Raw genomic sequence first — 19,255 nt, forward strand, 5'->3', positions numbered from 1 at the left:
CCACTCTAGCAGTGTGCACACTCCCATCCAAGGCTCCGCGCCTCGAAGGCTGGCTGCTTTTCGTGCCGGAGCGATTACCGTTTGGGCAATCGCGCCTTCAACGCTTCGCTGACGGAATCAATCTTGCTGGCGACGAGGGAGACAAGATCGTCGGCGACCCGTGATGCAGTGCCGGTGATATCTGTCGAAGCTGCCGCTTCACGAGCCGAAGCCGCTGTCTTGCTGGCGCTCTCCTGCGCATGATGGAGCGCGTCGGTAGCGCTCGACCTGATGGTTTCCGCGCCTTCTGCAGCAGCAGCCCGTGCCGCAAGAGCTGCTTCAACCACGCGGCTGCCCGCCGTCGCAGCCAACCCCGGCAGAGCCTTCATTGCCGTACGACTTTTGGGGAAGAGCCACGCTATGACCGCGCCTGCGGCAACCGCCCCGGCTACCGCAGCAATTGGATGTTCCTGCACGATCTCGTTCGCTCGCGCTGCGACCCGCTGTGTGCGATCCCGCACATCGCTATAGGCATCGCCTGCACGATCGCGACCGGTCTGTATCAGGTCCACGGCGTTGTCGCGCGCTTTGCCGGTCGTATCCCGGAACTTGCCGGACGCCGTTTCGGCTATGTCATTCGCCGCATCGCGCACGCGAGTGATCTGAGCATGAATATCAGCCATTGTCGGTCTCCGCTCTCTTCGGGTGACGATTGGTAATCTGAACGTATGTCCGTCTGAAAAGTGCCGAAAGCGGACGGCGGAACAGATAGAGGACCAGTGCAGCAGCCGCGGCACCGGCTGCGACGGGCCGCTCCTGCACCTTTTCCGTTACATAAACGCGGCCGTTCGACAAACTATCGGCGGCCTTTTGCTTTAAGTCTTCCTTTAGCCTAGCGGGGGCGATGCGCTCTTTTGCGGTCGAGGCGCTGGAAAGAAATTGAGCCTTTTTCTGTTCAGCTTGAGCTTCGGCCTGCCGATATCGCTCGGTCGCGTTCATGACTTGATGTCCTTCCGCATTCGCGAAATCCGCGCCTTGGCCAGCATGAGCGATATCGCCGCTATCAGAAGCGAGACACCGAATATGATCAAGGCCGACCAGCCAGCCCCAAGATGGGGCGTGAGCATAAGCACCATCCCGACAAGGAAGGCTATCAGACCCGCAAAGGCCAATATGAACCCGGCCGTTGCGAAGATCGCAGCATCCCGGATGCCCGCTCCCGCCAGCCCAGCGCGCAGCTTTTGCCGTTCGATCTCCGCATCGGCATAGGCCCGGCCGTCCGCGTACAGTTTGCTAAACGCCGCACGGACGCTGTCCTGCTGATGCTCAGCCTCCGGTTGTGCCGTTATCAGGCTTGGCTCTTCGGTCAAAAACCCCTCCGCCCCATCTGAGGGGCTTGTTGTCGATTTTCAGAAAGCGAAGCGATCAGGCTTTGTCGTCTGATCCCTTTGCCAGTCGCATCAGGACGAAACCCACTACTGCGGCCGCTCCAATGGCAACGGCGGGGCTCTTGCGCACGAAATCGCGGGCTTCGCTCATCAACTGATCGACGTCCTTGCTGTCCAGGGTGTCGGCGGCACCCGCTACTGCTTCGGCGGCCTGTCGGGCATAGTCGCCATATTGCGGTCCCAGCTTGGCATCGACAGTACCCGCCGTGTCCGTGATCAGCTTCGCCAGGCTCTGCATGGCCGTGCCAGTCTTGTCCTTCGCGACCACGGCGGCCGAGCGAGCAGTCTTTGTCGCCTGATCCTTCAGCGGATCGATATGCGTCTTCCAATCCACGGTGTTCAACTTGTCCGCCGCACTCTTCGCCGCCTTTTCCGCTTGGGCCTTCAAAGGAGCGATCTGCGCCGCCCAGCCATGTGAGGCCGCGCCGTTGCCGGGCTTTGCTGCCGGGGCGCTCCGCGTCGCGGCTGCCTTGACCGGTGCTGCTGGCGTGGCAGTTGCGTCAGTGGCAGCTACTGGCTTGCCTTTGGCCGGCTTGGCAGGGCTCGCCTTCTTCGGGCGCTTGGTGGGCGGGGTTTCCGGGGTGTCGGCCATCGTCCTATGTCTCCTCAGATATTGTGGGGTCGCGATGCGGGCGAATGGATATCCGTCCTCAATGCTCGCGGCGGGCCACAGTTCCGTTGCCGTTACTATTTTGAGCATCGGCATTTTTCGAGTCCATGCAAGCCCCCGCATTGCCAATCGGGAAGGCGCTGGCTAAGCGGACCCCGACTTGAGGCGCATTGCATCTATTCCAGGGAGCGACCATGACCGCCATTCTTGATATCCACGCCCGTCAGATCCTCGACAGCCGCGGCAATCCCACTGTCGAAGTCGATGTCATGCTGGAAGATGGCAGCTTCGGCCGCGCCGCCGTGCCCTCGGGCGCCTCTACCGGCGCCTATGAGGCGGTCGAAAAGCGCGATGGCGACAAGAGCAAATATCTGGGCAAGGGTGTTCTCGCCGCTGTTGCCGCCGTGAATGACGAGATCGCCGAGCAGCTGATCGGCCTCGATGCCGAAGATCAGGCCGAAATCGATGCTGCGATGATTGCGCTCGATGGCACTGAAAATAAGAGTCGGCTGGGAGCGAACGCCATCCTCGGCGTCAGCCTCGCCACTGCGAAGGCGGCCGCTGACGCACGCGGCCTGCCGTTGTATCGCTATGTTGGCGGTGTCTCTGCCCATGTCCTGCCCGTGCCGATGATGAATATCATCAACGGCGGAGAGCACGCCGATAATCCGATCGATTTCCAGGAATTCATGATCATGCCGGTGGGCGCTGAAAGCCTTGCCGATGCTGTACGCGTGGGTGCCGAAATCTTCCACACGCTGAAGAAGGGCCTGCACGAAAAGGGGCTGGCGACATCGGTAGGCGATGAAGGCGGCTTTGCTCCGAACATCGCTTCCACCCGGGACGCCCTCGACTTCATCATGCTGTCGATCGAGAAAGCGGGCTACAAGCCCGGCGACGATGTGATGCTGGCGCTGGACTGCGCCGCCACCGAATTCTTCAAGAACGGCAAGTACGAGATTTCCGGAGAAGGCTTGTCTTTGAGCCCTATCGAAATGGCGGACTATCTGGCCGCCTTGTGCGCCGACTATCCGATCAAGTCGATTGAAGACGGCATGAGCGAAGATGATTTCGAAGGCTGGAAGGCTCTGACGGACAAGATCGGCGGCAAGGTGCAACTGGTGGGCGACGACCTTTTCGTCACTAATCCGAAGCGGCTTGAGATGGGCATTGGTAAGGGGCTGGCTAATTCCCTGCTGGTGAAGGTGAACCAGATTGGTTCGCTGACGGAGACGCTTGCTGCTGTCGATATGGCTCACCGCGCGCGTTATACTGCCGTCATGTCGCACCGCTCGGGTGAAACCGAGGACGCGACCATCGCTGACCTAGCGGTCGCCACCAATTGCGGTCAGATCAAGACGGGCTCGCTGGCGCGTTCTGATCGGCTTGCAAAGTATAACCAGTTGATCCGCATCGAAGAAGAACTGGGCGATATCGCCGTTTACGCCGGTCGGTCTATCTTCCGCTAATCCCTATTTCAGCACCCGGCCGCAAGTTAATGAGATTTTGCTTGCGGCCGGGTCCGGCCTGTGATTCAACTGTTCCATGGCGCACATCGCTAAGCTTCGCATGTTGTTGTTTTCGGCTTTTGGGCCAGCGATCGCGGTGCTTCTACTTCTTTTTTTTGCCGGTTATGTGGTGCTAGGCTCCAATGGCATCCTTGCTTGGGGCGATTACACGCGCCAGCTGCATCGCGCTCATGCTGAGCTGAAGTCGGTGCAAGGGCAGCGGAATGAACTCCGCAATCGCGTCGATCTGCTCAATCCGCGTCGCGTCGACCCTGATCTCAGCGATGAGCTGATCCGCCGGCAGCTCGGCGTGATCCACCATGATGAAGTGATCGTGCCGCTCAACTGAGCCGCGGCATCGAATGCCGCTAATCCGCGGGCTGCGGCGTTGCATTTCGGCTCGCTCTGCCGCTATATCGGGCTTCCTTCCATCCATACCCAGGCAAAAGGATAAGAGCCTTGGCGAAACCAACGACGCCGCGTCCTTCGCGTGCAAAGGCAAAGGCGCAAAGCCTTGCCAGCGCGGACCACAACCGGCCTCGCCCTGAAACTCCGACGGACTACAAGGCAACGAAGGAAGAATTGCTGGAATTCTACCGGCAGATGGTCCTCATACGCCGCTTTGAGGAAAAGGCGGGCCAACTTTACGGCTTGGGCCTGATCGGCGGCTTTTGTCACCTCTATATCGGTCAGGAAGCTGTTGCGGTCGGCATTCAGTCCGCGCTGACGCCGGGCAAGGACAGCGTCATCACCGGCTATCGCGACCATGGCCACATGCTTGCCTACGGTATCGATCCGAATGTCATCATGGCCGAACTGACTGGCCGCGAAGCTGGCATTTCGAAGGGCAAGGGCGGTTCGATGCACATGTTCAGCGTCGAACATAAATTCTTCGGCGGCCACGGCATCGTCGGCGCGCAGGTCTCGCTCGGCGCGGGGCTCGGTTTTGCCCACAAATACAACAATGATGGCGGCGTTTGCGTTGCCTATTTCGGTGATGGCGCAGCCAACCAAGGCCAGGTCTATGAAAGCTTCAACATGGCCGAGCTGTGGAAGCTGCCGATCATTTTTGTGATCGAGAACAATCAGTACGCGATGGGCACCAGCGTGAACCGGTCTTCGGCAGAGGATCAGCTCTACCGCCGCGGTGAGAGCTTCCGCATCCCTGGCATCCAGGTCAACGGCATGGACGTACTCGCTGTGCGCGGTGCAACCGAGGAAGCGCTCAAATGGGTGCAGGGCGGCAACGGCCCCATCCTACTTGAAATGAAAACCTACCGCTATCGCGGCCACTCCATGTCGGACCCGGCGAAATATCGTTCGCGCGAGGAAGTGCAGGCCATGCGCGACAAGTCCGATCCCATCGAGGGCGTGAAGAAATATCTGATCGACGCCGGGGTGAGCGAAGATGATCTGAAGAAGGTCGATCAGGACATACGCAAGATCGTGAGCGATGCGGCTGACTTCGCCGAAACGTCGCCGGAACCGGAAATGTCCGAACTCTATACCGACGTCCTGGTGGAGCAATATTGATGGGTATCGAAATCAAGATGCCGGCGCTCTCCCCCACGATGGAGGAAGGCACGCTGGCCAAATGGCTTGTGAAGGAAGGCGACGAAGTGCGTTCGGGTGACATCCTCGCCGAAATTGAGACGGACAAGGCGACGATGGAATTTGAAGCGGTCGATGAAGGCAAGATCGGCGCGATCGTCATTCCGGAGGGCACCGAAGGCGTGAAGGTCGGCACTGTCATCGCCACGATGGCGGGTGAAGGCGGCGAAACTGCCAAGGCATCGCCGAAGGCCCAAGAAAGCGCACCTCCGGTTCAGCCCGAAGCTGCTCCAGAAACGCCGAAGAAGGCGGAGAGCGGCACGACCAAGCTGGCGTCGGAAGTAAAGGCAACTGTCGCTGATCCTGACCTTCCCGAAGGTACCGAATATGTGAAAACGACCGTGCGCGAAGCGCTTCGCGACGCCATGGCCGAGGAAATGCGCCGTGACGAGCGTGTCTTCGTCATGGGTGAGGAAGTCGCAGAATATCAAGGTGCCTATAAGGTTACCCAAGGTCTTCTCGACGAATTCGGCGACCGGCGCGTTATCGATACGCCGATTACGGAATATGGCTTCGCCGGTATCGGCGCGGGTGCTGCCATGGGCGGTCTTCGTCCCGTTATCGAGTTCATGACGTTCAACTTTGCCATGCAGGCGATCGATCACATCATCAACTCGGCGGCCAAGACCAACTATATGTCGGGCGGCCAAATGCGCTGTCCGATTGTGTTCCGCGGTCCCAATGGCGCCGCGAGCCGCGTTGCCGCTCAGCACAGCCAGAATTACGGCCCCTGGTATGCGGCCGTTCCGGGCCTCATCGTCATCGCACCCTATGACGCAGCGGATGCGAAGGGACTGCTCAAGGCTGCGATCCGTTCAGAAGACCCGGTCGTATTCCTTGAAAACGAACTGGTCTATGGTCGCAGCTTCGATGTGCCGAAGGTCGACGATTATGTCCTGCCCATCGGAAAGGCCCGCATCATGCGCCCTGGCAAGGATGTGACTTTGGTCAGCTACTCCATCGGCGTTGGCGTTGCGCTGGAAGCAGCGGAGCAATTGGCGGCCGAGGGTATTGATGCTGAAGTCATCGATCTGCGTACGTTGCGCCCGCTGGACACTGCGACCGTGTTGGAGAGTCTAAAGAAGACTAACCGCTTGGTAGTCGTCGAGGAAGGCTGGCCGGTCTGCTCGATCGCATCTGAAATCGCCGCCGTGGTAATGGAGCAGGGCTTCGACGATCTAGACGCGCCGGTGCTGCGCGTGACAAACGAGGATGTGCCGCTGCCGTATGCGGCGAACCTTGAGAAGGCGGCACTGATCGACACGGCACGTGTGGTCGCTGCGGTGAAGAAGGTGTGTTATAGGTGACAGGAGGAGGGCAGCGTGGGCACGCTGCCCCTTTTTTCTGGGGCGCAAACGCTAAGTCTTCTGCGCGACGTATCAGGCCGAAAAGTAGTTACAGGCTGCCTTCGCCGTTCCCGATAGATTTTGTGCGTTTTGTAGGGTTTGAATTGTGCGGTCACGAACCGAGAACGCTGATGAATAATGGATCGTGATCGGTCCGAACCAACGGTCTGTCATAATCGGCCTGTAGTCATAGAAAATGTCTACAACGACAACCGGGTTGCCGGGCGTCGCTGAAATCTGACTTCCAGCCGCTCCGACCCCACTGGTCAGTATTTGTCCCTCGCTGCCAATAGTCTGAGTGCTCGGCACATCTTTAATCCCTTTGCAACGTTGCCAGGTGATCTTTTGATCGCCGGCGGGTGATGTGGTCACCGCATTATCTTCCAGTGTTGAAATGATGATCCGGCCTCGAGATGTCAACTCCAGCGGCTCTGCGGCATATTTGGCACCGATTATAACATCGTTAATGTCATTCTCGTCGATACGATCCCGCACGCGGGCTACGCCATCGGCAACCATGCTGGTGACCGCGCTGATCCGCGCATGGGTGATCGCAATGTTTGCGAGTTCCGCGCCCCCGAAGGTAAGCAGAATGAGGAAGGGCAGCGAATAGGCGAATTCGATCAGCGCAAGGCCACTCTGATTTCGCCAAAATTGGCGCATGAGCGGAATGGCGCATTGTATAATTTTGCTGGTAGGCTGCGCACACGACATTCTCATACTCCGCACTTCAAGGGCGGATCGACTACGCCGGCATAGGGTTCGTTGCGTAGAAAGGTAGTCCGCGAAATGGTTACGCTATTCCCAAAACCCGCGAGTTGGGGAACGGGCGATAACCTGTTGTAAGTGACACTAATCTGGTAGCGCACAACATCTTCAGCCGAGCCGATGCCGGAAGTACCCTGACTGGCGATATCATAGCTATTGTTGCGATTATCATCAATGAAGCAGTCGGGGCCACCTTTGTCGTAAAGGCCGTTATTGTTGACATCCGTCGTCAATTTCTCAGGCTTGCCGATCTTGTTGTAAGTCAGAAAGTTGGAGGCACTTATCTGCACGTTAGAGCCGGTTGCGATACTACTGAGCCGGTCCCGAACATAGGTTTCAATGGTAGCGGCGGTCGCACCCTCAAGGGTCGCCTGCCGGGCGGCGGCATTTGCTGCTCCTTGAACGACTGCCGTCGCATAGGCTTGATAACCAAGATCAAGCGCGCCGAGGAGCAGGGCGATTAGTGGGCCGGCGACTACTGCGAACTCTACGAGTGTCGCACCTTTTTCCTGTCCGACCAGCCGTTTCAGACAGGTGGCGATCATGCACCAATCCTCAAATTGCCGACCTTGTCGGATATGCGCTTAAATGCGTTTGCGAGGTCAGTGGAATTGCTGACCGAAATGGCTTGGCTGCTGTTGGAGGCGCAGGATGAAATATCCGAATCCATGGTTTGGCCGGCCAACACAGCGATAACCCAAATATCGACGTAGTATGGATCAGACTTTGCCTTGGCGCACATCAATTTGAAACGCTGTTTATGAACGGCCTCTAGGCTCGTGTCGGAAGTACCTGTTGAAGCAGTTCTGCCAGCATATCGCGCGACGCCATAGGCACTGTAAGCATCGCGAAAGGGTGACATTTCACCATCAGTCATAAAGACGATAGTGCGACGAACTTTCACGTTGTTATACTTGTCAGGATTGCGGGCACCGAAAACACCATTGTTCGCGATCATCCGCAAACCCCAGATGATGCCGATGTCGTGATAGGTGGCCCCATCGCCCTGTACGATGGTATCCACTTGTGAATCGAATTCGGACTGACCGGACCATGCCTTCATGTGAACAGCAGGCTTTGGACAAGCGGTCATATAATATGCTGAGCCGTAAGCCTGCTCACCCGACGAAGAAAAATCGTAAGGCGCCCATCGCGTGGCGTCGCCATCCGGAATCTTGGCAATATCGAGATCCCAAGCGTCTGACGGTATAGTCGTGCTGGTGGCGGTCAAGGCCGTGGACGTGCTGCGCTCCTCGATGCAGCCCGCCCAACTATTATCGAGCCAATTTGTTGACCAGTCGGTGGCGGTTTTCAAGATTCCGCTGCTATTTCTATAACGATAGGAAGAGCGGATATAGGCGGCGTCTTCAGCGCGTATTAGCTTGCCTACATTGACTGTACTGGAAAATTGAAGAAACCCGATTCTCATGCGGAGGTTTTTGGCTTCGAGTGCTACTTGAGCCGGACGCAAGTTCGAATAGAGGGTTTTGAGCGCCTCTCGCATTTCGCGCATTTTGGATTTCTTGGTTCCGCTGATCGGCTTTTCAGTTTCCTGCGAACATGACAGCGCGTCGGAAAGGTAGCAGTTCATCGAGCCCGTTGTATCGAGAACCAGCATCAGGTCTGTATTAACATAATATTCCTCACCGAGGCACTCCGCGCTCACGCGCATCTGGTTGATGCCCACCACTTTCAACAACGTGGTCGGCACGCTGGTTGTGGCTTTCATGCGAAGCTGACCGTTCTCCAACTCTGTCGTTACGCGATTGGCGGAGTTGCTGTCTGCTGTCGACATCACGGCGGAGCCCATCAGTCCGCTGGGAAAATTGTAGCTGAAATATTTTAGGGCTTCGTTCTTGTCCGCGGCCGTTAACACTGTCCCGCTCATTGAGCGACGCCCGGCAAGTACTCCAGCATCGCACGCCTGCTGAATACGTGCTTTCACCAGATACGTTCGGCTAAAATCGACCGCCGCGCCCACCATGCCTGTCAACGGAATCAGCGCAGCCGCCACAATCGCCAGCGTGTTACCCGCCTGATTGTGATAAAGCCGCATCAAAATGAACAGCGCGCGCTTGATCCTGTCGCTCATTTTTGCTTTCACCCGTGCTCGTCCCGACCCCCCATTCAGGCAGGGCAGCCGCTGTTCCATAATGGACAGTTGTTAGGATCATTATTCGGGGCACAGTTAAAATGACGCTAATCTATACCACGCGATATATGCGCTGTGACTGATCCGGCGGATGAAGAGCTTGCCCCGCTAGCGGCGTTGCTCTGTGCCTATGCGGGTGAGGCCATGCCGCGCCACCAGCTGCTGTGGGCTTTGGATGCGCGTCTTGCACGGCTGGCGGCAACGACCAATGAGCCGATGATCGGACAGATCCGCCTTGCCTGGTGGCACGAAGCGTTAAACGATGAGACTGGAGTGAAGGGAAGGGGCGAGCCCCTGATCGACGCCTTATGCGATCTAGGAATGGTTCCGCCCCCTGGTCTTTCCGCGTGGCTCGATGGCTGGGAGGCTTTGATCGGAGAGACCGATCTGGACGCCTTTGCTGCTGGGCGTGGGGGCGGCTTCTTCCATTCGCTTGTGGGCCAAGCTGACGTGCCGCCCTGGCTGGTCCAGGCTGGAGCTGCTTGGGCGCTTTGGGACTTGTCCGGCCATGTGAGCGATGCCGCGCTGGCCGCTGACGCAATCGGTCGCGCTAAGGCGAAGCTCCTGCCCGTTACACCTTCCTGGCCAGCGGCATGGCGGCCGATGCGGATTGCCTATGGCTTGGCGCGACAGGACATTCTAAGGGGCAGGGCAGCGCCTAAGCGTTTGACGCCAGGGCTATATCTGCGGTTTTTGCGTGTGGCGTTGGCTGGGCGTTGAGGGGGATTTGGTGGGGCGAGTTATAGCCGGTGCAGGCGCCGCGTTGCTCTTTGTCGCGGCAGGACTCTTTTGGTGGCAAGGCCGGGCGGCCAACGGCCCCGCGCCCGAAGCGATCATCACGCAGCCTCCTCCGCCGGCTATTGACGCTCTGCCGGAAGGTGATCCTGCTGCGGTCGGAAAGGCTCCGCCCAGTCCTGGTGAGGCGACTCCGCAAAGCCGGGAGCAGAAGCGCTTTGCCCGTTATGATCGCAACCGCGATGGCATGATCACACGGGTCGAGATGATGGGCAGCCGGGTAAAGGCGTTCAAGGCGCTCGACACCGACAAGGACAATCTCTTATCCTTCGAGGAATGGGCGGTTGCTACGTCCGACCGGTTCAGCAAGGCGGACGTCAATGCGGACGGCAAGCTGACGCCGGCAGAGTTCGCCAGTACCGCGCCGAAGCGGACGGCCAAACCCCAATGCAAATGTTGATGGTTCAGGCGGGCTGAAGTTCGCCTAGCCATAGGCCCAGTGCGGCGCGGGCGCGGGCCGTCATGGCTTCCTTGCGCTGCTTCTTTTTGATGTCGTCAATCGGCGGGAAGAGGCCGAAATTGACGTTCATCGGCTGATAGTCGGCTGTGTCATGATTGCCGATAACATGGCCCAGCAGCGCGCCGAGTGCGGTCTCCGGGGGCAGCGGCGCGAACTCCTGACCCAGTACCTCTGCGGCGGCGAAACGTCCGGCCAGCAGGCCGATGGCTGCGCTTTCCACATAGCCTTCGCAGCCGGTCACCTGGCCAGCGAAGCGGATATGGGGTGCGCTCTTCAGGCGGAGGGTGGGGTCGAGGAGCTTGGGGCTTTGAATGAAGGTGTTGCGGTGAAGACCGCCGAGGCGAGCGAACTCGGCCTTTTCCAAGCCGGGGATGGTGCGGAACAGTTCGATTTGGGCGCCGTGTTTCAGCTTGGTCTGGAATCCGACCATGTTCCAGAGCGTGCCCGAAGCATTGTCCTGCCGCAACTGAACGACCGCGTAGGGCCAGCGCCCGGTGCGGGGGTCATCAAGGCCCATAGGTTTCATCGGGCCGTGGCGTAGGGTCTCCGGACCGCGGGACGCCATCACTTCTATCGGCATGCAGCCTTCGAAATAGGGGGTGTCCTTTTCCCAATCCTTGAACTCGGTCTTTTCACCGTCGAGCAGACCCTGAACGAAGGCCTGGTACTGGTCCTTGGTCATTGGGCAGTTGATGTAATCCTTGCCCTCGCCGCCGCCGGGGCCGATCTTGTCCCAGCGATTGGCCATCCAGCATTTGTCCATGTCGATGCTGTCGAAATGGATGACGGGGGCGATGGCGTCGAAGAAGGCGAGATGATCCATGCCTGCCGCTTGGCCAATGCTGGCTGCGAGGGACGGCGCCGTAAGGGGGCCGGTGGCAACGATGGTGAGGCCCTCCGTAGGAAGGGCGTCGATCCGTTCGCGGACGATTTCGACATTGGGATGTTCGGAGAGAGCGCGGGTGACGCCTTCGGAGAAGATGTGGCGGTCAACTGCCAAGGCTGATCCGGCGGGCACCTTGGCGGGCTCCGCCTGCGCCATGATCAGGGAGCCGAGGCGGCGCATTTCCTGGTGGAGGAGGCCGACGGCATTCTTGTCGGGATCGTCGGAGCGGAAGCTGTTCGAGCAGACGAGTTCCGCCAGACCATCGGTTTGGTGGGCGGGAGTCATGTCGCCGGAGCCGCGCATTTCGGAGAGGCGGACTTTTACGCCAGCTTGCGCCAATTGCCAGGCGGCTTCGGAGCCGGCGAGGCCGCCGCCGATGATGTGGACCTGATGATTGGGCACTGCTGTTCCGATTTAATGAAGGAAATAGCGAGAAAAACGTGTTTTCCCGCCATTTCCTATTTTCAGTTTCGTTATGAAATGCTGTTTGCGGCTGAGAGCACGGCCTGGACCGACGCGGTCGCTACGTCCGTGTCGGTGCCGATGCCGAAGACGGTGCGCCCGTCGGGCGTGCGGCATTCGACATAGGCGGCCGCCGCGACGTCCGTGCCTGCGCCGATCGCATGCTCGCTATAGTCCGCAATCTCCAGATCGACGCCGAGATCCTCGCGCAGGGCGGCCAGCACCGACGAGAGCAGGCCGTTGCCGCGTCCGGAAATGCTCCGTTCGCCGCCCTTGTAGGCGATCTTGCCAGTGAAGATGCGGTCGCCCGCATGGCCGCTCTCATTATAGTCGATCAGCTTGTAGGGCTGATCGCCGGTGAGGCGGTAATGATCCTCGAACGCGGTCCAGATGTCGGATGCGTTCAGTTCGCGGCTGCTCTGGTCGGCGAGCGCCTGCACGACCTTCGAAAAATCCGCCTGCATGCGCTTGGGCAGCTTCAGCCCCTTATCCTGCTGCAGCACCCAGGCGACGCCGCCCTTGCCGGACTGCGAATTGACGCGGATCACCGCTTCATAGTCGCGGCCCAGATCCTTGGGATCGATGGGCAGATAGGGCACGTCCCAAATCTGGTCGTTGCGCGTTTCCTGAACGGCAAAGCCCTTCTTGATTGCGTCCTGATGCGAGCCTGAAAAAGCCGTGAAGACCAGTTCGCCGGCATAGGGATGGCGCGGGTGGACGGGCAGCTGATTGCAATATTCGACGGTCTGGATGACCTCATCGATATCGCTGAAATCCAGCCCCGGATTGACGCCCTGCGTGTACATGTTGAGCGCGACGGTCACCAGATCGCAATTGCCGGTGCGCTCGCCATTGCCGAACAGACAGCCTTCGACACGGTCCGCGCCCGCCATCAGGCCCAGCTCGGCCGCAGCGACGCCGGTGCCGCGGTCATTATGGGTGTGGAGCGAGATAACGACGCTGTCGCGCTTCGAAATGTTGCGGCACATCCATTCGATCTGGTCGGCATAGATGTTGGGCGTCGCGGCCTCTACCGTCGCGGGCAGGTTCAGGATCAGCGGGCGCTCCGGCGTCGGCTGCAGGATCTCCATCACCGCTTCACAACATTCCAGGCTGAAATCCAGCTCGGCCGTCGAGAAGGTTTCCGGCGAATATTCGAAATGCCAGTCGGTGTCCGGCTGCTTGGCGGCATTGTCGCGCAGCAGCTTGGCCGCGTTGATCGCGATTTCCTTGATCTGCGGACGGTCCATCTGGAACACGATGTTGCGCCACGCCGGGGAGACGGCGTTATAGACGTGGACGATGGCCTTTTTCGCGCCGCGCAGGCTTTCAAAAGTGGTGGCGATCAGGTCTTCGCGGGCTTGGGTCAGAACCTGCGGGAACACATCGTCCGGGATAGCGCTTTCGCGGACCAGGCCGGAAATGAAGTCGAACTCGGTCGCACCAGCGCTGGGGAAGCCGACCTCGATCTCCTTGACGCCGACCTTGATGAGCAGGTCGAAGAAGCGGCGCTTCTTTTCCGCATTCATGGGGTCGATCAGCGACTGGTTGCCGTCGCGCATGTCGGTCGAGAGCCAGCGCGGCGGGGAGGTGATGACGGCGCTTGGCCATTGGCGATTGGGCAGGTCCACCTGAGGGAAGGGGCGGTATTTCTGCGAAGGATCGGTCAGCATCATGGGAAGGCTACTTCTTTACGCAAACGGGCGGCGCATCGCGGGCCCGGTGGAACGACTATCTGCTTGTAAATGCCCTTAGGCGTATCGCTGCGTCATTCAAGCGAAGAGCAGCACAAAAGCACGCCTAAGGGCGTGTAAGTCGTAGCAGGGGAAGAAGCGCGCGCTGCATGATGGTTTGGCGTTTAGCGGGATTGGCCGGGGAGTGCAAGTTTTACGCTGCTGGTGTCGGAGGAGGAAGCGGGACCCCGGGTCAAGCCCGGGGTGACGTGAGTTGGGTAGAATAGTTGTCGAATTCGTCACCCCGGGCTTGACCCGGGGTCCCGCTCTTTCATGTGAGTAGGTTGAAGAGGTCCTGGCAATCCGGGTTGGCTCTTTCTATCAGGTCGAACTTCCATTCGCGGCGCCAGCGTTTCAGGCGTTTTTCGTGCTCGATACAGCTGATGATGTCATCGCCACGTTCCGCCCAGACGAGACGGGCGAGACCGTATCGGGCGCAGAAGTCTGATCCTTCGCCTGATCGGTGCTGGTGAATCCGGGCAGCTAGGTTTGAAGTTACGCCAACATACATCGTGTCACGATAGCGATCAGCCATGATGTAAACCCAGCCGCCTTGCTGTTCGCGTTCCATTATCGGCGCTTCCAAGAAGCGGGCCCCCGGGTCAAGCACGGGGTCCCGCAGTTGGAAAGTGGTGGATTACTTCTGGAAGGCGGCGACGATCTTCAGTTCGATGGTGTCGCCGACCATGGGGACGCCGTAGCCCATGTTGAAATCGCTGCGCTTGACCGAAGTGGTCGCGACGAAGCCGACATTTTCCTTGCCGCCTGCCATCGCCGGGGCCTTGCCCGCGCCGTAGAAGTCGGCGTCCAGCGTGACGGGTTTGGTGATGCCCTTGATCGTCAGATTGCCGGTGATCTCGGCGCTGGTGGCGCCGTCAGCTTTCACGCCGGTGGAGACGAAGGTGGCCTTCGGGAATTTTGCGGAGTCGAAAAATTCCGGCTTCATCAGGTGATCGTCGAGCGCCTGGATGCCGGTGCGCAGGTTCGCGATAGGCACTTCGATCGAAACCTTTGCAGCGGCCACATTTTTGGGGTCGAGCGTCAGCGTCCCGGTCGGGCCGGAGATGATGCCGAAATTATTCGAAAAACCCATATGGTCATAGGCGAACGCGACCTGGGTGTGGCCGGGATCGACCTGATAGCTGCCGCCAGTGACGCGCGACGGGTCCTTCGCGCCGGGCGCGGCGGGCATTTGCTGGGCGATGACGGCGGTGCCGCCAGCGATGGCGACGAGGGCAGCGGCGGAAATCAGGAAGTTGCGCATGGATGGGTTCTCCAGAAGCAGTCAACGGACGCGCTACCATAGCGGCGTTGGCTGATTGTTCCAGAGGTGTAACTGGAAACAGAGGGTTACCCGATTTGGGTGTGACCTGTGGCGGTTGAGACTGGCTTCTCCACGCTTCGCGTGAAGTTGATAGGTGATTATGCGCGTAGAGGCGCAGAGATCGCCGAGAAAAATTCCTCTGCGTTCTCTGCGCCTCTGCGCGTATCAATGAGATGACATTCTGTTGGGCCGCAGACCCCAGCTTGCGCTGGGGTGACGAGGGGAGGGGGCGTGGGCTCCGCTTTCCCCTCCACCCATGCGCAGCATGGGTCCCCCTCCCCATCTTTCGATGGGAGGAATTAGGGCGCCTTAGTTCTTTTCTTTGTCGACCAGCTTGTTCGCGCCGATCCAGGGCATCATGGCGCGCAGCTTTGCGCCGGTTTCCTCGATCGGATGACGCTGGGCGGCGAGGCGGCTGGCCTTCAGTTCGGGCTGGCCAGCGCGGTTGTCGAGCACGAAGTCCTTCACGAAGCGGCCCGACTGGATGTCGGCGAGGACGCGCTTCATTTCCTTCTTCGTTTCTTCGGTGATGATGCGCGGGCCGGTCTTGATGTCGCCATATTCGGCGGTGTTCGAGATCGAGTAGCGCATGTTGGCGATGCCGCCTTCATACATCAGGTCGACGATCAGCTTCAGTTCGTGGAGGCATTCGAAATAGGCCATCTCGGGCGCGTAGCCAGCCTCGACCAGCGTTTCGAAGCCGGCCTGAACCAGAGCGGTCGCGCCGCCGCACAGAACGGCCTGCTCGCCGAACAGGTCGGTTTCGCATTCCTCGCGGAAGTTGGTTTCGATGATGCCCGAACGGCCGCCGCCGACGCCCGAAGCGTAGGACAGCGCGATGTCATGGGCGTTGCCGGTCGCGTCCTGCGCAACGGCGATCAGGCAGGGCACGCCGCCGCCGCGCTGATATTCGCTGCGGACGGTGTGACCGGGGCCCTTGGGCGCGATCATGATCACGTCCACGTCCTTGCGCGGCTCGATCAGGCCGAAATGGACGTTGAGGCCGTGGGCGAAGGCGAGCGCCGCGCCGGGCTTCAGATTGGCATGAATGTCGTCGGCATAGATCGCGGCCTGATGCTCGTCGGGGGCGAGGATCATGAGGACGTCGGCCCATGCGGCGGCTTCGGCGTTGGGCAGGACCATGAAGCCTGCACCTTCGGCCTTCTTCGCGGAGGCCGAGCCGGGACGCAGAGCGATGGCGACTTCGGCCACGCCGCTGTCGCGCAGGTTCTGGGCGTGGGCGTGACCCTGGCTGCCATAGCCGAGGATTGCGACCTTCTTGCCCTTGATGAGGCCGATGTCGGCGTCGCGATCGTAATACACCTTCATTTGACGTTCCTTCTTTGGTCTGCTGGCTCCTGGCGGAGCTTTAATGAGTGCGGCGAGGGGAACCACCTGCGCATGGGAGAGGGGCGTCGCCCTCACCCTCCCACTGCTGCGCAGCGGGCCCCTCCCTCTCCCGCGGGCGGGAGAGGGGTCTAAGTCAGTTCGGCTCCTTGCCGCGGATCAGGCCGACTACGCCGGTGCGGCCGACTTCAACGAGGCCGATCTGACGCATCAGGCCGACGAAATTGTCGATCTTGTCCGTCGTGCCGGTGATCTCGAAGATGAAGCTTTCGATCGTTGTGTCCACCACCTTGGCGCGGAAGACATCGGCGAGGCGCAGCGCCTCGATCCGGTCTTCGCCGGTGCCCGAAACCTTGACCAGCGCCAGTTCGCGCTCGACGAAGGGACCGTTGGCGGTGAGGTCCGTCACCTTGTGAACGGGCACCAGGCGGTCGAGCTGCGCGATGATCTGGTCGATCACCTTGGGTGGGCCGTTGGTGACGATGGTGATGCGGCTGATCGCATGATCGGGCGTGATGTCCGCCACGGTCAGGCTGTCGATATTATAGCCGCGCGCGGTGAACAGGCCGGCGATGCGGGCGAGGATGCCCGCTTCGTTGGTGACCGTGAGCGACAGGACATGCCGTTCGCTATATTCTTCCTGAATGTGCATCAGATGCTCGTTCCGTTATCCGGTTCTTCTTTGCGCTCGTGGCGCTGGGAGATCATTCCCGTGAAGGCATAGTGCCAGCTGCCATCGTTCCGATGGGCGAGGCGGACGGGAAAGCCCGCGATCGCATCGAACATGCGGGTCAGATGCTCGCCCACATAGCGGGGGCTGACCAGCAGGCGGCCGATATGGCGGTCGTGGAAATCGAAGCCCTCATCCAGATGCACTTCCCATGCTTCATTTTCCGGATCTTCATGGTCCACGGTCCAGCCTTTCAGCTCGGCCGTGCCGCTGATCCGTTCGAAGTCGAAGGGTTCGCTCACATGGATGCGGAGCTTCAGATGCTGCGTCACACCAGAGCCTTTGCCTCGTCCGACATGATGCCTTCGACCTGGCTGGGGTCGAGCAGCATGTCGGTATGGGCCGCGCCCGACGGGATCATCGGGAAGCAGTTGGAAAGCTTCGCCACGCGGCAGTCCACGATCACCGGACCGGGCGTGTCGATCATCTGGGCAATGCCCGCTTCCAGTTCCTGCGGTCCTTCGATGCGGATGCCCGTCCAGCCATAGGCTTCGGCCAGCTTCACGAAGTCGGGCAGGCTGTCCGAATAGCTGTTGGAATAGCGGCTTTCATAGGTCAGTTCCTGCCACTGGCGGACCATGCCCATATATTCATTGTTGAGGATGAAGACCTTCACCGGCAGGCGGTACTGGCTGGCGGTGCCCATTTCCTGGATGTTCATCTGGATCGAGGCATCGCCCGCGACGCAGACGACAAGGCTGTCGGGATTGCCGACCTGCGCGCCGATGGCGGCGGGGAAGCCATAGCCCATGGTGCCAAGGCCGCCGGACGTCAGCCATTTATTGGGTTCGTCGAAACCGAAATGCTGGGCGGCCCACATCTGGTGCTGGCCGACTTCGGTGGTGATGATGACGTCCTTCGACGAGCGCGAAGCCTTGTAGAGCTGCGCGATCGCTTCCTGCGGCATGATCTCTTCGTGGCTTTCGGGATAGGCGAGGCTGTTGCGGGCGCGCCAGCCTTCGATCCGGGCCCACCATTCGGAAAGGTCCGCAGGCTTGTGGCCGTGCGTCTTCCAGGCGGTGATCATGTCAGTCAGCGCATTGCCGACGTCCGCGACGATGGGCAGGTCCACCTCGACCGTCTTGTTGATCGAGCTGCGGTCGATGTCGATGTGGATCTTCTTGCTGTTGGGCGCGAAGGCATCGAGGCGGCCGGTGACGCGGTCGTCGAAGCGAGCGCCGATGCAGACGATCAGGTCCGCCTTGTTCATCGCCCAATTGGCTTCATAGGTGCCGTGCATGCCCAGCATCCCCAGCCATTGAGGCGAGGAAGCAGGGAAAGCGCCAAGGCCCATGAGGGTCGAGGTGACGGGCGCGCCGGTCAGCTCCGCCAACTCGCACAGGAGCGTGGACGCCTTGTGGCCGGAATTGATGACGCCGCCGCCGGTGTAGAAGATCGGGCGTTCCGCCTTCGCCAGCATCTCGACAGCCTGGGCGATCGCGGAGGCGTCGGCCTTGGTCTGCGGCTTGTAGCTCGCATGTTCAAAGCCGAGCGGTCGGGCGTAGGGCGCGGTTGCGATCTGGACGTTCTTGGGAATGTCGACAACGACCGGGCCGGGACGGCCGGTGGTCGCGATGTGGAACGCCTCATGGACCACGCTGGCGAGCTTAGCCGGGTCCTTGACCAGATAATTATGCTTCGAGCAGTGGCGGGTGATGCCGACCGTGTCTGCTTCCTGGAAGGCGTCGGTGCCGATCAGCTGCGTGGGAACCTGGCCGGTGATGACAACCATGGGGATGGAGTCCATCAGCGCATCGGTGATGCCGGTGACGGCATTGGTCGCGCCGGGGCCGGAGGTGACGAGGACGACCCCGGGCTTGCCGGTCGAGCGCGCATAGCCTTCCGCCATATGGGTTGCGCCCTGTTCGTGGCGGACAAGGACGTGGCGGATCTTCGGATGGTTGAAAAGCGCGTCATAGATGGGCAGCACCGCGCCGCCCGGATAACCGAACACGACCTCGACCCCGAGGTCGATCAGGCACTCAACCAAAATGTCCGCGCCGCTCTTTTCGGCCACGATAAATCCTTCCACTGGATGCAGGTTGCGCCCTCTGCCCCGGAAGCGGAGAGATGGCAAGGCGGGTGCCTCTAATAGA

General features: G+C 60.1%; 21 protein-coding genes. 6 read left to right on the forward strand and 15 right to left on the reverse strand.

From position 1 onward, the window contains the following. Positions 1–74: 74 nt before the first annotated feature. The 4 genes from ACZ5Y5_RS03535 to ACZ5Y5_RS03550 are packed head-to-tail and all read right to left on the reverse strand — an operon-like array spanning position 75 to position 2,019. Entirely contained in the window at positions 75–662 is a 588-nt protein-coding gene (locus ACZ5Y5_RS03535) for a hypothetical protein (RefSeq protein WP_464809821.1), read from the reverse strand. Continuing rightward, positions 655–978, reverse strand: a complete 324-nt coding sequence (locus tag ACZ5Y5_RS03540; RefSeq protein ID WP_464809822.1) for a hypothetical protein — start codon at positions 976–978, stop codon at positions 655–657. Before ACZ5Y5_RS03540 ends, ACZ5Y5_RS03535 begins: the two co-directional genes overlap by 8 nt. Then, the gene (locus ACZ5Y5_RS03545) at positions 975–1,349 is read right to left on the reverse strand and encodes a phage holin family protein (protein WP_464809823.1); all 375 of its coding nucleotides are present in this window, start codon (positions 1,347–1,349) and stop codon (positions 975–977) included. The genes ACZ5Y5_RS03540 and ACZ5Y5_RS03545 overlap by 4 nt, the downstream gene beginning before the upstream one ends. Positions 1,350–1,404: 55 nt before the next feature. Then, positions 1,405–2,019: a hypothetical protein gene (locus ACZ5Y5_RS03550; RefSeq protein WP_464809824.1), complete on the reverse strand. Its 615-nt coding sequence runs from the start codon at positions 2,017–2,019 to the stop codon at positions 1,405–1,407. 212 nt (positions 2,020–2,231) lie between these two features. Here ACZ5Y5_RS03550 and eno point away from each other — a divergent pair, with 212 nt between their 5' ends. From eno to ACZ5Y5_RS03570, 4 genes are all read left to right on the forward strand, one after another. Beyond that, entirely contained in the window at positions 2,232–3,506 is a 1,275-nt protein-coding gene (gene eno, locus ACZ5Y5_RS03555; RefSeq protein ID WP_464809825.1) for a phosphopyruvate hydratase, read from the forward strand. Positions 3,507–3,582: 76 nt separating this feature from the next. Further along, positions 3,583–3,894, forward strand: coding sequence for an FtsB family cell division protein (locus ACZ5Y5_RS03560; protein WP_464809826.1), 312 nt, complete (start codon positions 3,583–3,585; stop codon positions 3,892–3,894). 110 nt (positions 3,895–4,004) lie between these two features. Next, complete coding sequence (gene pdhA, locus ACZ5Y5_RS03565) at positions 4,005–5,078, forward strand: pyruvate dehydrogenase (acetyl-transferring) E1 component subunit alpha (protein WP_464809827.1); 1,074 nt, start codon at positions 4,005–4,007, stop codon at positions 5,076–5,078. Further along, a complete protein-coding gene (locus ACZ5Y5_RS03570) occupies positions 5,078–6,463 on the forward strand; it encodes a pyruvate dehydrogenase complex E1 component subunit beta (RefSeq protein WP_464809828.1) in 1,386 nt (461 codons plus the stop codon). The genes pdhA and ACZ5Y5_RS03570 overlap by 1 nt, the downstream gene beginning before the upstream one ends. 72 nt (positions 6,464–6,535) lie before the next feature. Here the strand turns inward: ACZ5Y5_RS03570 and ACZ5Y5_RS03575 are convergent, their stop codons facing one another. Genes ACZ5Y5_RS03575 through ACZ5Y5_RS03585 form a run of 3 tightly spaced genes read right to left on the reverse strand, consistent with a single transcriptional unit; the run spans position 6,536 to position 9,362 of the window. Continuing rightward, on the reverse strand, positions 6,536–7,165 hold the full coding sequence (locus ACZ5Y5_RS03575) for a TadE/TadG family type IV pilus assembly protein (protein WP_464809829.1): 630 nt from the start codon (positions 7,163–7,165) through the stop codon (positions 6,536–6,538). Positions 7,166–7,218: 53 nt separating this feature from the next. After that, positions 7,219–7,815: a TadE/TadG family type IV pilus assembly protein gene (locus ACZ5Y5_RS03580; protein WP_464809830.1), complete on the reverse strand. Its 597-nt coding sequence runs from the start codon at positions 7,813–7,815 to the stop codon at positions 7,219–7,221. Further along, the gene (locus ACZ5Y5_RS03585; protein WP_464809831.1) at positions 7,812–9,362 is read right to left on the reverse strand and encodes a TadE/TadG family type IV pilus assembly protein; all 1,551 of its coding nucleotides are present in this window, start codon (positions 9,360–9,362) and stop codon (positions 7,812–7,814) included. The genes ACZ5Y5_RS03580 and ACZ5Y5_RS03585 overlap by 4 nt, the downstream gene beginning before the upstream one ends. A gap of 135 nt (positions 9,363–9,497) precedes the next feature. Here ACZ5Y5_RS03585 and ACZ5Y5_RS03590 point away from each other — a divergent pair, with 135 nt between their 5' ends. Together ACZ5Y5_RS03590 and ACZ5Y5_RS03595 are read left to right on the forward strand one after the other, a co-directional pair. Continuing rightward, on the forward strand, positions 9,498–10,142 hold the full coding sequence (locus ACZ5Y5_RS03590; protein ID WP_464809832.1) for a hypothetical protein: 645 nt from the start codon (positions 9,498–9,500) through the stop codon (positions 10,140–10,142). Positions 10,143–10,152: 10 nt separating this feature from the next. Then, the gene (locus ACZ5Y5_RS03595) at positions 10,153–10,617 is read left to right on the forward strand and encodes an EF-hand domain-containing protein (protein ID WP_464809833.1); all 465 of its coding nucleotides are present in this window, start codon (positions 10,153–10,155) and stop codon (positions 10,615–10,617) included. Between the two features lie 4 nt (positions 10,618–10,621). On the opposite strand, the gene trmFO is transcribed toward ACZ5Y5_RS03595, so the two are convergent. From trmFO to ACZ5Y5_RS03635, 8 genes are all read right to left on the reverse strand, one after another. After that, entirely contained in the window at positions 10,622–11,965 is a 1,344-nt protein-coding gene (gene trmFO, locus ACZ5Y5_RS03600; RefSeq protein ID WP_464809834.1) for a methylenetetrahydrofolate--tRNA-(uracil(54)-C(5))-methyltransferase (FADH(2)-oxidizing) TrmFO, read from the reverse strand. Between the two features lie 71 nt (positions 11,966–12,036). Next, the gene (leuA, locus tag ACZ5Y5_RS03605; protein WP_464809835.1) at positions 12,037–13,701 is read right to left on the reverse strand and encodes a 2-isopropylmalate synthase; all 1,665 of its coding nucleotides are present in this window, start codon (positions 13,699–13,701) and stop codon (positions 12,037–12,039) included. Positions 13,702–14,029: 328 nt separating this feature from the next. Continuing rightward, positions 14,030–14,329 carry a GIY-YIG nuclease family protein gene (locus ACZ5Y5_RS03610; RefSeq protein WP_464809836.1) on the reverse strand — a complete coding sequence of 100 codons (300 nt, stop codon included), beginning with the start codon at positions 14,327–14,329 and terminating at the stop codon, positions 14,030–14,032. Positions 14,330–14,395: 66 nt separating this feature from the next. Beyond that, a complete protein-coding gene (locus tag ACZ5Y5_RS03615) occupies positions 14,396–15,022 on the reverse strand; it encodes a YceI family protein (protein WP_464809837.1) in 627 nt (208 codons plus the stop codon). A gap of 369 nt (positions 15,023–15,391) precedes the next feature. Next, entirely contained in the window at positions 15,392–16,411 is a 1,020-nt protein-coding gene (gene ilvC / locus ACZ5Y5_RS03620; protein ID WP_464809838.1) for a ketol-acid reductoisomerase, read from the reverse strand. A gap of 154 nt (positions 16,412–16,565) precedes the next feature. Beyond that, entirely contained in the window at positions 16,566–17,081 is a 516-nt protein-coding gene (gene ilvN / locus ACZ5Y5_RS03625; RefSeq protein ID WP_066523989.1) for an acetolactate synthase small subunit, read from the reverse strand. Continuing rightward, positions 17,081–17,431: a hypothetical protein gene (locus tag ACZ5Y5_RS03630; RefSeq protein WP_464809839.1), complete on the reverse strand. Its 351-nt coding sequence runs from the start codon at positions 17,429–17,431 to the stop codon at positions 17,081–17,083. Before ACZ5Y5_RS03630 ends, ilvN begins: the two co-directional genes overlap by 1 nt. Further along, positions 17,428–19,176 (reverse strand): acetolactate synthase 3 large subunit, encoded by a 1,749-nt coding sequence (locus tag ACZ5Y5_RS03635; protein ID WP_464809840.1) that lies wholly within the window; start codon positions 19,174–19,176, stop codon positions 17,428–17,430. Before ACZ5Y5_RS03635 ends, ACZ5Y5_RS03630 begins: the two co-directional genes overlap by 4 nt. Positions 19,177–19,255 lie beyond the last annotated feature (79 nt).

Source organism: Sphingobium sp. TomTYG65 (genome assembly GCF_055395525.1).

Bases quoted from the DNA above. Each gene is read 5' to 3' on its own strand.
- ACZ5Y5_RS03560 (WP_464809826.1), top strand. From the start codon at position 3,583: ATGGCGCACATCGCTAAGCTTCGCATGTTGTTGTTTTCGGCTTTTGGG.
- ACZ5Y5_RS03575 (WP_464809829.1), bottom strand. From the start codon at position 7,165: ATGCGCCAATTTTGGCGAAATCAGAGTGGCCTTGCGCTGATCGAATTC.
- ACZ5Y5_RS03610 (WP_464809836.1), bottom strand. From the start codon at position 14,329: ATGGAACGCGAACAGCAAGGCGGCTGGGTTTACATCATGGCTGATCGC.
- ACZ5Y5_RS03570 (WP_464809828.1), top strand. From the start codon at position 5,078: ATGGGTATCGAAATCAAGATGCCGGCGCTCTCCCCCACGATGGAGGAA.
- ACZ5Y5_RS03585 (WP_464809831.1), bottom strand. From the start codon at position 9,362: ATGAGCGACAGGATCAAGCGCGCGCTGTTCATTTTGATGCGGCTTTAT.
- ACZ5Y5_RS03535 (WP_464809821.1), bottom strand. From the start codon at position 662: ATGGCTGATATTCATGCTCAGATCACTCGCGTGCGCGATGCGGCGAAT.
- ACZ5Y5_RS03550 (WP_464809824.1), bottom strand. From the start codon at position 2,019: ATGGCCGACACCCCGGAAACCCCGCCCACCAAGCGCCCGAAGAAGGCG.
- ilvN (WP_066523989.1), bottom strand. From the start codon at position 17,081: ATGCACATTCAGGAAGAATATAGCGAACGGCATGTCCTGTCGCTCACG.
- ACZ5Y5_RS03615 (WP_464809837.1), bottom strand. From the start codon at position 15,022: ATGCGCAACTTCCTGATTTCCGCCGCTGCCCTCGTCGCCATCGCTGGC.
- ACZ5Y5_RS03580 (WP_464809830.1), bottom strand. From the start codon at position 7,815: ATGATCGCCACCTGTCTGAAACGGCTGGTCGGACAGGAAAAAGGTGCG.
- eno (WP_464809825.1), top strand. From the start codon at position 2,232: ATGACCGCCATTCTTGATATCCACGCCCGTCAGATCCTCGACAGCCGC.
- ilvC (WP_464809838.1), bottom strand. From the start codon at position 16,411: ATGAAGGTGTATTACGATCGCGACGCCGACATCGGCCTCATCAAGGGC.
- leuA (WP_464809835.1), bottom strand. From the start codon at position 13,701: ATGATGCTGACCGATCCTTCGCAGAAATACCGCCCCTTCCCTCAGGTG.
- ACZ5Y5_RS03540 (WP_464809822.1), bottom strand. From the start codon at position 978: ATGAACGCGACCGAGCGATATCGGCAGGCCGAAGCTCAAGCTGAACAG.